Raw genomic sequence first — 12,278 nt, forward strand, 5'->3', positions numbered from 1 at the left:
AATAATAGGACTATTGAAAAATACTTATATATTTCAATTGATTAAATGCTTGTAAAGGATTGCATTTCTAGATTTGACATGTGATCCAAGACGTGTTTTGAAACTAAATTTCGTAAGTGACTAGAAAGTTAGTTCCCCATCAATATATATTTAGCGGCAGAAAATATAATGCAATACATGGTTACATTTTCGCAGGGTGCTAACATATAGGCTACGGGGGTGTGCCGTTAGAACCCAATATAATTATTTTATCTTTATCAGGAGCATAAACATGTTTAAGAACCTTTTTGCTAGCCTGCAGAAAGTTGGTAAGTCTCTGATGCTTCCAGTATCAGTTTTACCAGTTGCGGGTATTTTGCTAGGTGTCGGTGCAGCAGATCTTCCTTTCATTCCAGAAATCGTTTCAAACTTAATGGAACAAGCTGGTGGTTCAGTATTCGGTCAAATGGCACTACTGTTCGCAGTAGGTGTTGCACTTGGCTTTACTAACAACGATGGTGTAGCGGGTCTAGCTGCTATCGTTGGTTACGGCATCATGACTGCTACACTTGGCGTAATGGCTGGTGTAATGGGCGTTGATAAAATCGATACTGGTGTACTAGGTGGTATCCTAGTCGGTGGTGTTGCTGCTTGGGCATTCAACCGTTTCTTCCGTATTCAACTACCAGAGTACCTTGGCTTCTTCGCTGGTAAGCGTGCTGTGCCAATCATCACAGGTTTCTCTGCGATTGGTCTAGCAATCCTACTATCTGTAGTATGGCCACCAGTTGGCGGCGCTATCTCTGCGTTCTCTGATTGGGCTGCTCACCAAAACCCACAAGTGGCGTTTGGTATCTACGGTATCGTTGAGCGTTCTCTAATTCCATTTGGTCTTCACCACGTTTGGAACGTACCTTTCTTCTTTGAAGCTGGTACTTGTGTAAACGCTGCTGGCGAAACTCAAAACGGTGTTCTTACTTGTTACTTAGTTGCTGATGACGCATCTCGTGCAGCGGGCAATGGCTTCGGTCAGCTAGCTGGTGGTTACATGTTCAAGATGTTCGGTCTACCTGCTGCTGCAATCGCGATTGCACACTCAGCTAAGCCTGAAAACCGCGCTAAAGTAATGGGCATCATGGCTTCTGCTGCGTTGACTTCATTCCTAACGGGTATCACTGAACCAATCGAATTCTCTTTCCTATTCGTTGCTCCAGTACTGTACGCAATCCACGCTCTACTAGCTGGTTCTGCATACGTTCTTGCGAACACTCTAGGTTTTGTACACGGTACATCTTTCTCACACGGTCTAATCGACTTCCTAGTTCTATCTGGCAACGCGTCTAAGATGGGCCTAATGGTTGTATGTGGTATTGCTTACGCTGCAATTTACTACATCGTATTCCGCACTGTGATTAAAGCTCTAGACCTTAAAACTCCAGGCCGTGAAGACGAGACTGAAGAAGAGTCAGTTGCGACTGGTTCTGAACTTGCTGGTGAGCTAGTTGCTGCATTCGGTGGTAAAGCGAACATCACTGGTCTTGACGCTTGTATTACTCGTCTACGTGTTGCAGTAGCTGATACAGCTCTTGTTGACCAAGACAAGCTGAAGAAACTAGGCGCTGCAGGTGTTGTAGTAGTAGCGGGTGGCGTACAAGCTATCTTCGGTACTAAGTCTGACAACCTTAAGACAGACATGGATGAGTGGATCCGTAACAACGGTTAATTCTCTGATTCAATAAATTGAAAGGAGGCCGAAAGGCCTCCTTTTTTGTTTTCTGCTCTATGAAAGATCTATTGTGCTTAATCTCCATTAACTCAGATACTTATCATTCAACTCGATCAGTTGATGGTTGCTCTTAAATTTTTCGTGTCTTTTATCTTTTACCCAGCGATGACACCTTTTGCTGAGATTCCAGTAGACTTCCGTTTTTTAAATACAGTCTGAGAATATTATGAAACATCGTTACTTGATCGGCCTTATGTGCTGCAGCGGAGCCTCGTTTGCTCACGCTTCTGAAGCTCCAGCTTTGGAAGTGGGACTCGCCATTGACCAAGACCTGAGTGTCGTTGTGGAATTTGATCAGAAATACCGTGCTACGATTGGCAATGACGGCGCTGCCTTTGATTACATTTTGAAGCGTGGTCAGTTCGAGACTGAAGCTCCGTTGAGCTGGTACGTCGGTGCTGGTGCTTGGGCTGAATGGAATGACGACTTTGGCTTACGCTTGCCGTTAGGCATGAAAGTGAATTTCTACGAAGGTTGGAATGCTTACGCTCAAGTTCACCCTGAACTCGATATGTATAAAGGTGTTGAGTTGCAAGTGGGCGGCGCTTTAGGTGTTACCTATAAGTTCTAACCTGAACTAAAACCGTTTTAATAATGAAAAAACCAGCATTTAGCTGGTTTTTTAGTTTGGGCCGATCTTATATTTTTGCTTCATTGAGCCGCTTAGAAAGTAAAACTCAGTCCGACATTGGCTTGGAATTGGTTCATCCAGTCGGTATCAAAGCGAATGATGCACTCTTGCCCGTTATTTGGGATATTACAAACACCGGAGGTATCGTTGTCGACAACCGTGCCTAACCAACGTACTTGTGTGTTCAACGCTAGTCGGTCACTAAATTTGTACTCTAAGCCACCAAAGATAGAAGTTGAGAATCCATACTTATCTTTTGCCCAGTCTACATCGACGTAAGAAGCACCCAGGCCTAGCCCTAGATAACCCGACAACACAGGCGAAGCAGGGTAGTAGATGCTGCTTTGAAGGTGCAGGTATTGGGTGGAGGAGCTTAGGTTAAGCGTTTCTAATTCCGAGCTCTGATTGGAGTAGAAGAAGCCGATGCGTCCTTTTTCAAGTGGCGTTTCAATGGCAAAGGTGTAATTTTCAGAGCCTTTCATGTCATAGGTTTTACCGTCCTGGTCTTCGACACTGCCACCGCCGGTATAACCTACCATAGGTGTAATGATGATCTCCGGCGAAGCATACGCGCTTGAAACGGAGAGAAGCGTAATCAGTGCCATCATATTTGCTTTGTTATTCATGAGTATATCCTTATCCATACACTTACTAATTGTGATGGTTACATCAATATTGTGCGACTAATTTCGACGATTCTTGAAGATACTTCACACACCTGATAGTACTTAAATAGAGACTCGACAAATTAATAATAAACCAGAGGTGTCTATGGACCATAATCTGAAAAATGCCCTACAAATTACCGTGTTTATCTACATGATCATTCTTTCATTTGGCTTTATTGCGATTGGTAGTTAATACCATCTATTGCGAGGCTGAGTTTTGATACTCAGGGAATAATGAATAGTGGGATTATAACCAATATTGATACAGCAATAGACTTGGATTATTACGCTAAGTTTATTGCTGGAAAAACAGCACTGGTCGCTCAAGGTGGCGGACAGAGAAGTATTTTTACTTCTGGAGTGCTGGATGCCTTTCTTCTCTCAAATTTTGACCCCTTCGACGAATTTTTTGGTACCTCAGCAGGTGCTCTCAACTTATGTGCTTATCTGTGCCGTGATAAAGGCCTTGGACGTTCTTTTGTTCTCGACCTCACAACCTCACCAGAGTTCTTCAATCTCTTTTCCTATATACGACACAGAAAGAACCTAGGATTAGAATGGGCGCTAGAACAAATCATGGCTTACCCATATAAGCTCGATCTGGATTTAGGGCGACAAACGCTAGGCGATCGCCACTTCTATGCGGCTGTAACGGATTCCAAAGACTTACGAGACCACTACTTCCCATTATTGGGCGAAGATTGGTACAAGGTGATGATTGCGACCTGTGCTATTCCTCGCTTGTACAATGACGAAGTCTTTATTGGTGACAGTGCTTATGTGGACGGTGGTGTATCGGCGTGTATCCCAGTTCAGGAAGCGTGGCGAAGACAAGCTCGTTCTATTGTGGTGATTCGTACTGAGCCAGTGGTGGAGGAAGGTAATACCCATTTGGTTGAAGCACCAGTTAAGGGATCTTCAGTCAAAGCGCCTAAACCTATATCTGCAGAAGAACTGGAGTGGTTCCGCGAATCTTTCGACAGTGTTCAAGGCCATTGGCAACAGAAAGTGGAACAGTGGAAAACCGACTGGACCTCTTTCTTCCAACAACAAATTATGCGCTCAAAAGAGCAGAAGCGTGACCGTGGGCATTTAGACCTGCTGAACGGTGGTCGCTGGCTATTTGGTGCAGATGATATTTATCGCTTAAGTCATTTAATCGGAGATAAGTTTGATTCAGGGTTGGCTGACATGCTGATGGTGCATTATCAGACCTACTCATTGACTCAGGATTTTTTGAATTCGCCACCAGACGACGCGTTTGTGGTTCAGATAGCACCTAGTCAAACGCTTAAATCGAGCTCATTAATGAGTCATAAAGATGATTTACTGCATGATTACGAATTGGGTTTAGAAGCCGGTTACCGATTTGTGGAGACCTATACCTCAACGGAAAACGCTCGCAACTCGCATATGCCACAGTTAGCCACCATTGCTGCGGGTAACTAATTCCCGAAGTTGATGAGCTAGCATGCTGTGAGCTCGTTATGCTGTTTAAGCAGATTTTAGTGAGTCGTGTTCTGAAATGAAAAAGGGTTATTGAACTTGGTTCGATAACCCTTTTAAGTTTTTGAGATTAGGCGAATCGTTTCGCCTTAAGGTCAAATATTAGGTGACAGGCAAGATTCTCATACAGTTGGTTGACCCTGCTACATCCATAATGTCGCCTTGAGTGACGATCACTAGGTCACCAAACTTAAGGTGTCCTTTCTCTTTCAAGCAAGTGAGTGTAGATAGTGCAATGTCAAAGCTGTCTTCGGCTTCTGTCTCGAAGTAGATTGGTGTCACACCTCGGTATAAGGTACAGCGATTAAGCGTTCCTTCGTTACGAGACAGCGCGTAGATCGGCATGTCGGCACTCAGGCGAGACATCATCAGTGCGGTGCGGCCTGACTCGGTGAGAGTGACAACGCCTTTAATGCCTTCCATATGGTTTGCAGAGTAGATGGTCGCCATCGAAACGGTTTCTTCGGCAGTAACAAAGGTGCGGTCAATACGGTAATTGGATTGGTTATTAATGCCTGCCATTTTTTCCGCACCAATACAGACTTCTGCCATCGATTTTACGGTCTCGACTGGGTAGTCACCAGCTGCAGTTTCACCAGACAGCATCACAGCATCGGTGCCATCGAGTACGGCGTTGGCAACATCCATAACTTCGGCACGGGTTGGCATTGGCGCAGAAATCATTGATTCCATCATCTGAGTTGCGGTGATGACAGTTCGGTTAAGCGCTCTGGCACGGCGTATAAGCTGTTTTTGTACTCCGACTAACTCAGGGTCGCCAATTTCCACTCCGAGGTCACCACGAGCCACCATGACCACATCTGAGGCCATTATGATGTCATCCATGTTCTCAACTGTAGCTACTGTCTCTGCTCGCTCCACTTTTGCGACGAGGTGAGCTTCTAAGCCGGCTTCTCGTGCAAGCTGACGAGCATAGTGCATGTCTTCACCATTACGAGGGAAAGACACCGCTAGGTAATCCACTTTGATTTGTGCGGCGGTGACGATGTCGCGCTTGTCTTTTTCTGTTAGCGCTTCTGCGGAAAGGCCACCCCCTTTTTTGTTGATGCCTTTGTTATTTGAGAGTGGGCCGCCAATGATGACTTCGGTATGAACGCGACAGCCTTCCACTTTGGTTACTTTGAGTTGAACACGACCATCGTCAAGCAACAGTATATCGCCGGCGGATACGTCGTTAGGCAGTTCTTTGTAATCAAGGCCAACGGCTTTTTGATTGCCTTCACCTAAACCTAGGCTGCTGTCGAGAGTAAATAGGTCACCTACGGCAAGTTGAATTTTGCCATCTTTGAATGTCGACACACGAATCTTGGGACCTTGTAAGTCTCCGAGAATGGCGATTTGAGTACCGTGTCTTTTTGCTATTGCTCTGACTTTTTCTGCGCGTTGTATATGGTCGTCGCTGGTGCCGTGAGAGAAGTTCATACGGACTATATTGGCACCGGCTTTGATGATCTCTTCAAGCACGTTACCTTTATCAGTAGAAGGGCCTAGCGTTGTGACGATTTTCGTTTTTCTTAATTCGGCTGTCATGAATACTCCTAGAGTGAGGCCAAGTAATCTTTTAAAAGACTGAATTAAGTATATGCATTAATTGATAATTTATTGGGAGCTAGGAGGATATTTCTTGATTTGCCTTTAATTATTGAATTCAGGGCTCAAACGCGATGTTTTATTCTGAAAATTAAGTCGCAAATTATCGATGTGGGTGTTAATTTTCCTCGAACTATTTGACTCGATACACAAAGATTCATGTATATACGTGATACTGGTCACGGCGATATACCAAGTGACTTCACAATTACTTCGCAAAGTAAAAAAATTACCTCGTTGATGATTTCTGGAGCGTAAAATGTACATGGCTCAACCGGGCCATATTGATCATATCAAACAGGTCAATGCTGGTCGTGTATATAAACTAATTGACCTTAAAGGTCCTATTTCTCGTATCGATCTGTCCAAGCAAAGTGAGTTGGCTCCGGCGAGTATTACTAAAATTACCCGTGAACTCATTGAAGCTCACCTTATTCACGAAACGACGGTTCAAGAAGCCACGACTCGTGGGCGTCCTGCTGTCGGTCTGCAAACCAATAACGAAGGTTGGCAATTTTTGTCGATGCGTCTTGGTCGCGGATACTTGACGATCGCGCTCCATGAATTGGGCGGCGACGTGCTTATCGATACCAAGATTGATATCCATGAACGTGATCAAGACGATGTGCTTGCGCGTCTTCTCCATGAAATCGATGAGTTCTTCCAAACCTATGCCGAGCAACTCGACAGGGTGACGAGTATCGCTATCACACTGCCAGGTCTGGTGAATTCAGAGCAAGGTATTGTGTTGCAGATGCCGCACTATAACGTTGAAAACTTAGCGTTGGGGCCGGAGATCTACAAAGAAACCGGTTTGCCAGTTTTTATTGCCAATGATACCCGAGCGTGGGCATTAGCAGAAAAGCTGTTTGGTAACTCACAAGACAACGACAACTCTGTTCTTATCTCGATTCACCACGGTTTAGGTGCCGGGATCATTCTTGATGGTCGCGTTCTGCAAGGACGTCACGGTAACATCGGTGAGTTGGGGCATATCCAGATCGATAAAGAAGGCAAGCTTTGCCACTGTGGTAATCGAGGCTGTTTAGAAACGGTGGCGAGTTCTCAGGCAATCCGTGAGCAAGTCAAAGAGCGATTGGTAAATGGTGAAGAATCAACGCTAACGGTGTTTGAAGACGTCACTATTGAACAGATCTGTGCTGCCGCTGCTAATGGGGATCCGCTGGCTGTCGAAGTGATTGAACAGTTAGGCCGTTATCTAGGTTCTGCGATTGCGATTGTGATTAACCTGTTCAACCCAGAGAAAATCTTGGTGGGTGGTGTTATCAATCAGGCGAAGAGCGTGTTATACCCGGCGATTCAAAAGTGTATCGAAGAGCAGAGTCTATCGGTTTACCATAAAGACTTAGAGCTGGTGGAATCTCGTTTTTATAAGCAGGCAACCATGCCAGGTGCTGCGCTCATCAAGCAGGCCTTATACGATGGCCAACTGTTAATGAAAGTTATTGAAGGTTAACCCCTTTTTCTCGTCTTGTAGCCTTACCTTGAACCTTTCCATGTACTTAAGCTTTGTATAACATCATTTGTTGTACTTAGTTTAAGCATTCTGTGCATTGGCGCTTTGCTTTAACCTATTGAAGTAGGCTATTGTAGCCACAGTTATTATTTGTCACTAAGGTGTTGTATGTCTGGCGTTTTAAATTCGGTTGATCAGAGAACCAAACTGGTCGGTGAAAACCGTCTGGAACTCTTGTTATTCAGCTTAAATAGTCGTCAACTATTTGCGATTAACGTATTTAAAGTGAAAGAAGTCCTCAAAGTGCCAGTACTCACTCGCTTACCGGGCTCTCATCATCATATTACGGGTGTTGCGTCTTTACGTGGTGAATCGGTGCCTGTTATCGATTTACGCAGTGCCATTGGCTTTCCGCCATCTCGTGCGGAGTCTCAAGAGAGCAACCTGATTATTACGGAATACAACCGAACCGTACAAGGTTTCTTGGTTGGGCAAGTTCGTAATATCGTGAACACGACATGGACAGAAATCCAGCCGCCGCCAAAGACAACAGGCCGTGCAAACTACCTAACCGCTATTACGCATATTCAAGAAGAAGAGCAGCACAAGATCGTCGAGATCATCGATGTTGAGAAAGTGTTGGCTGAGATCATTGATTACGATGTCTCGATCTCTGAAGGCGTTTTAGATGAACAATTAGCTCAGGAGATGATAGGACGCAATGTGCTTATCGTTGATGACTCTTCAACAGCGCGTAACCAGATCAAAGGCACCTTGTCGCAGTTGGGTTTGAACATTATTGAGTGTTGTGATGGCTTAGAAGCACTGACCTTACTTAAGGGCTGGTGTGATGAAGGCAAAGACATCAATCAAGAAATATTGTTGATGATCACCGATGCTGAAATGCCTGAAATGGACGGCTACAAGCTGACACACGAAGTACGTACTGACCCAAGAATGCATGACCTATTCATCACGCTAAATACTTCATTAAGTGGAAGTTTTAATGAAGCTATGGTTGAGAAAGTAGGGTGTAACCGCTTTATTTCTAAGTTCCAGCCAGACCTCTTGGTTGAAGTGACTCAAGAGCGAATGCGTCAGATTTTATAATTAATGCTGCTGTACGGTTTGTTTTGAGTGACCTTATAGAAAACGCTTGCTAATATTCACGCAGCATATTTTTCTTAACGAAATATGCTCAACTACTAGCGTAATTTTTCACACACAATCTAAGGTAGTTCCTCTTAATGATATGGTTAACGTCTAAAGTCGTCATGACTTTGAGCTTATTACTGTATAGGGAATTTAAGAAAAGACGTACGGAAGCTGAAGTTGAGTCATAACTCAACAACTGGAATTGAAGGGAAGCGGATGCTTCCTTTTTTCGTTTTTCTTTCTCTCTTTTCTTTAGCCAATGATCGATTGAGAACAGTTGGTACTTCGCTAATGAAAATCCCGAGATTTGGTTTTCAAGCCAACAATTTCATCGGTAATATCGATAAGTTTTCCCGCGATAACATGCACGACTTCACCTTCTTTTTCTAATATCCCTTGTACTTTTAACGCCTTGGCTGTGAGATAAGCTTGCTGTTGAGCGCGTGCGGTTGCTCCCCATACCACGACATTAATATTGCCAGTGCTATCTTCCAGCGTAACAAAGGTGACACCTGCCGCGGTGCCGGGAGATTGTTTACCTGTGACTAATCCGACAACGGTGACCATAGATTTGTGTCTTTGCTGTATTAAATCTTTCATGTGTGTGAATCGACCTAATCGTCCTGCTTCTTCGAGCAAAGTGATGGGGTGCTTGTTCAATGAAATTCCGACACTGGTGAAGTCTTCGAGTAGATCTTGCATCTCGTTGGGCTTGTGCAGTACATGTTCGTCATACCCTGCCTCAGCATCGTCATAGGCTTGGCTAAACAGAGGTAAATCCGACGCCGAGTCCATGATCGCCCAGCGAGTCTGGAAGCGGTCTCCAGAAACGTTATGTAGCGCATTGGCCGATGCCAGTAGCTCGATATCTTTCTTATTCATCGATAACTGTTTCACCTGACTAGGGTGGCGATAACCGGATGGTGGACGATTGGCGAGCACGCTTTGAATTCCATGCTCGCTGAATCCTTTGATTTGTCGCAGCCCTAAGCGAATCGCTAGACCATTCTGATGAGGGGCAACCGTGTGGTCGTTTTGAGAAGCGTTCACACATACCGGAAGTATCACCACATTGTGTCGTTGTGCGTCTTGTACCAACTGTGAAGGGCTATAAAACCCCATCGGTTGGCTATTCAACAGAGAAGCGTAGAAGCACTCTGGGTAGTAGCATTTCAGCCAAGCGGAGCAATACGCTAACACCGCAAACGAAGCGGAGTGGCTTTCAGGAAAACCGTACTCGCCAAAGCCGCATATCTGTTTAAAGATCTGCTCAGCAAACTCTGTCTCATAGCCGCGCTTTTGCATTCCTTCGATGAGTTTGTTTTTGAACTTAAAGACGTTGCCATTTTTCTTCCAAGCGGCCATTGCCCGTCTGAGTTGATCTGCTTCTCCGCCTGTGAACCCTGCAGCGACCATCGCGAGTTTGATCACTTGCTCTTGGAATATCGGTACACCTAAGGTGCGCGACAGTACTGATTCCACGTCTTTAGATGGATAACTGATTGGCTCAATGCCATCTCGACGCTTGAGAAACGGATGCACCATATCACCCTGAATAGGGCCTGGGCGTACGATAGCGATTTGAATCACCAAGTCGTAATAAGTCTTCGGTTTAAGCCTTGGCAGCATGCTCATTTGTGCGCGTGACTCAATTTGGAATATCCCGACTGTGTCTGCTCGCTGAATCATGCCGTAAACCTGAGGATCGTCCTTAAGGCGAGTGATCTCAGCAATGGTCAGTGATCGCCCGTGAATACGTTTGATCAGGTCGAAACATTTACGAATCGCAGAGAGCATACCCAACGCGAGCACATCAACTTTCAGCAAGCCTAAGGTTTCTAGATCATCCTTATCCCATTGGATAATGGTTCGATCGTGCATCGCTGCATTTTCGACGGGAACCAGCTCATACAAAGGCCCTGAGGATATGACAAAGCCACCGACATGTTGAGATAAGTGACGTGGGAAGCCGATAATCTCATTAACCAAGTGGATAAACTGCTGCCCCTTCAAAGAATCAGGTTGTAGCCCTAATTGAGTGAGCTGAGCCTGCCAACCTAAGCTTTTGTCCCTGCGATTGGTGTTCTTGATGAAGTAGTCGAGCTGAGTTTCTTGTAGCCCTAATGCTTTCCCCACATCTCTCACCGCACTTTTGAAGCGATAAGAGATGACTGTTGCAGCAAGTGCAGCCCGTTCTCTACCGTATTTTTTGTAGATGTATTGGATGACTTCTTCACGACGTTCGTGTTCAAAATCGACATCAATATCAGGCGGCTCATCGCGCTCTTTACTGATGAAACGCTCAAACAGCACCGAGATCTGTCTTGGGTCGACAGAGGTGATTTCTAAGCAGTAACAGACCACGGAATTGGCCGCTGAACCTCGACCTTGGTAAAGAATGCCTTGGCTTTTGGCAAACATCACGATGTCGTGAATGGTGAGAAAAAAGAAAGGGTAGTCAAGCTCGTCAATTAATCCCAATTCTTTATCTATGATTTGTTGGATGTCGTCAGGTACACCTTGTGGGAAGCGAGCTCGTTTTCCTTTTTCGACCAACATGCGCAGATAACTCATGGGTGTCTCCTCTTGAGGAATCAGCTCACTGGGATATTCGTATCGCAAGCTATTTAAATCAAATTCACACAGCTCAGCGATACGGTTGCTCTCTTCTAGCCACTCCGCTTTGAAGATATGAGAGAGCTTATTGATACTCCGTAAACAGCGCTCGGCATTAGCGAGTAAGTGACTGCCCACTTCGGTAATGGGCTTTTGGTACTTTATCGCAGTGAGTGAGTGCTGTAAGGGTAAGCGGTTAGCATTGTGCATTAGCACGCCACCACAAGCTGTTATCGGCAGTTGATGATGTTGTGACAGCTCAACGCAGTAATCTGTGTACTGCTGGTCGGTTTGCTTTAGGTGTCTTTGTAAGCCGATCCAAAGCCGACCTGAATGGTGCTGAGATAGCCATTGCCCCCAGTGCGCGTCTTCATTTTTCTGTTGAGGAAGCCAAAGAATAAAGCAGTGCTTAGCCGACATGATATCCCACTCAGAGAGCTGATAATGTCCCTTACTGCTACGACGTCTCGCGTTGGTAATTATACGGCACAGCTCGGCGTAGGCTTGTCTGTTTGGGCATATCAAGACCACTTGGCACTCTTCATTTAGCCAAAACATGCTCCCGACAATTTGCTTGAGTGATAGTTTATGTTGCTTGATCGCAGAGTGAACCTTAACGATGCCCGCGACTGAGCACTCATCAGTAACCGCGAGTGCTTTGTAACGCAAGAAATCGGCCTGTAAAACAAGCTCCTCTGCGTGTGAGGCTCCCTCAAGGAAGGAGTAATTGCTTTGGCAAAATAGCTCTGAGTATTGCTGAGACATAACGTAATCTCACTTAACCATTGCGAGTGAACATGATTGAAAAGGGACGCTGAAATTGAATAAGTAGAACGGAGGAGCTAACAA

Annotated in this window: 9 protein-coding genes; 6 read left to right on the plus strand and 3 right to left on the minus strand. The window is 45.2% G+C overall.

The window, feature by feature from the left end; all coding sequences use genetic code 11:
- Positions 1-271: 271 nt before the first annotated feature.
- Together ptsG and AB4507_RS19480 are read left to right on the plus strand one after the other, a co-directional pair.
- Positions 272-1,702: a PTS glucose transporter subunit IIBC gene (ptsG, locus tag AB4507_RS19475; protein ID WP_017062145.1), complete on the plus strand. Its 1,431-nt coding sequence runs from the start codon at positions 272-274 to the stop codon at positions 1,700-1,702.
- Positions 1,703-1,931: 229 nt separating this feature from the next.
- A complete protein-coding gene (locus tag AB4507_RS19480) occupies positions 1,932-2,336 on the plus strand; it encodes a hypothetical protein (protein WP_372183157.1) in 405 nt (134 codons plus the stop codon).
- 92 nt (positions 2,337-2,428) lie between these two features.
- On the opposite strand, the gene AB4507_RS19485 is transcribed toward AB4507_RS19480, so the two are convergent.
- Positions 2,429-3,022: an outer membrane beta-barrel protein gene (locus AB4507_RS19485; protein WP_017062143.1), complete on the minus strand. Its 594-nt coding sequence runs from the start codon at positions 3,020-3,022 to the stop codon at positions 2,429-2,431.
- A 145-nt stretch (positions 3,023-3,167) separates the two neighbouring features.
- On the opposite strand from AB4507_RS19485, the gene AB4507_RS19490 reads away from it, so the two are divergent.
- Positions 3,168-3,257, plus strand: coding sequence for a YnhF family membrane protein (locus AB4507_RS19490; protein ID WP_100214626.1), 90 nt, complete (start codon positions 3,168-3,170; stop codon positions 3,255-3,257).
- A gap of 41 nt (positions 3,258-3,298) precedes the next feature.
- Positions 3,299-4,513, plus strand: coding sequence for a patatin family protein (locus AB4507_RS19495; protein ID WP_017063485.1), 1,215 nt, complete (start codon positions 3,299-3,301; stop codon positions 4,511-4,513).
- 159 nt (positions 4,514-4,672) lie between these two features.
- Here AB4507_RS19495 and pyk read toward each other — a convergent pair whose 3' ends face one another.
- A complete protein-coding gene (gene pyk / locus AB4507_RS19500; protein ID WP_017067208.1) occupies positions 4,673-6,121 on the minus strand; it encodes a pyruvate kinase in 1,449 nt (482 codons plus the stop codon).
- Between the two features lie 319 nt (positions 6,122-6,440).
- Between pyk and AB4507_RS19505 the strand changes: the two genes are divergently transcribed.
- Together AB4507_RS19505 and AB4507_RS19510 are read left to right on the plus strand one after the other, a co-directional pair.
- Entirely contained in the window at positions 6,441-7,658 is a 1,218-nt protein-coding gene (locus AB4507_RS19505) for an ROK family protein (protein WP_017062140.1), read from the plus strand.
- A gap of 168 nt (positions 7,659-7,826) precedes the next feature.
- Positions 7,827-8,768, plus strand: coding sequence for a chemotaxis protein CheV (locus tag AB4507_RS19510; RefSeq protein ID WP_017062139.1), 942 nt, complete (start codon positions 7,827-7,829; stop codon positions 8,766-8,768).
- A 333-nt stretch (positions 8,769-9,101) separates the two neighbouring features.
- Here AB4507_RS19510 and AB4507_RS19515 read toward each other — a convergent pair whose 3' ends face one another.
- Positions 9,102-12,194 (minus strand): error-prone DNA polymerase, encoded by a 3,093-nt coding sequence (locus tag AB4507_RS19515; protein ID WP_372183159.1) that lies wholly within the window; start codon positions 12,192-12,194, stop codon positions 9,102-9,104.
- Between the last annotated feature and the right edge of the window lie 84 nt (positions 12,195-12,278).

The organism is Vibrio sp. 10N.222.54.A3, assembly GCF_041474095.1.
GTDB lineage: Bacteria > Pseudomonadota > Gammaproteobacteria > Enterobacterales > Vibrionaceae > Vibrio > Vibrio crassostreae_C.

Coding starts and splice junctions, on each gene's coding strand:
- ptsG (WP_017062145.1), top strand. CDS start 272: ATGTTTAAGAACCTTTTTGCTAGCCTGCAGAAAGTTGGTAAGTCTCTG.
- AB4507_RS19480 (WP_372183157.1), top strand. CDS start 1,932: ATGAAACATCGTTACTTGATCGGCCTTATGTGCTGCAGCGGAGCCTCG.
- AB4507_RS19485 (WP_017062143.1), bottom strand. CDS start 3,022: ATGAATAACAAAGCAAATATGATGGCACTGATTACGCTTCTCTCCGTT.
- AB4507_RS19490 (WP_100214626.1), top strand. CDS start 3,168: ATGGACCATAATCTGAAAAATGCCCTACAAATTACCGTGTTTATCTAC.
- AB4507_RS19495 (WP_017063485.1), top strand. CDS start 3,299: ATGAATAGTGGGATTATAACCAATATTGATACAGCAATAGACTTGGAT.
- pyk (WP_017067208.1), bottom strand. CDS start 6,121: ATGACAGCCGAATTAAGAAAAACGAAAATCGTCACAACGCTAGGCCCT.
- AB4507_RS19505 (WP_017062140.1), top strand. CDS start 6,441: ATGTACATGGCTCAACCGGGCCATATTGATCATATCAAACAGGTCAAT.
- AB4507_RS19510 (WP_017062139.1), top strand. CDS start 7,827: ATGTCTGGCGTTTTAAATTCGGTTGATCAGAGAACCAAACTGGTCGGT.
- AB4507_RS19515 (WP_372183159.1), bottom strand. CDS start 12,194: ATGTCTCAGCAATACTCAGAGCTATTTTGCCAAAGCAATTACTCCTTC.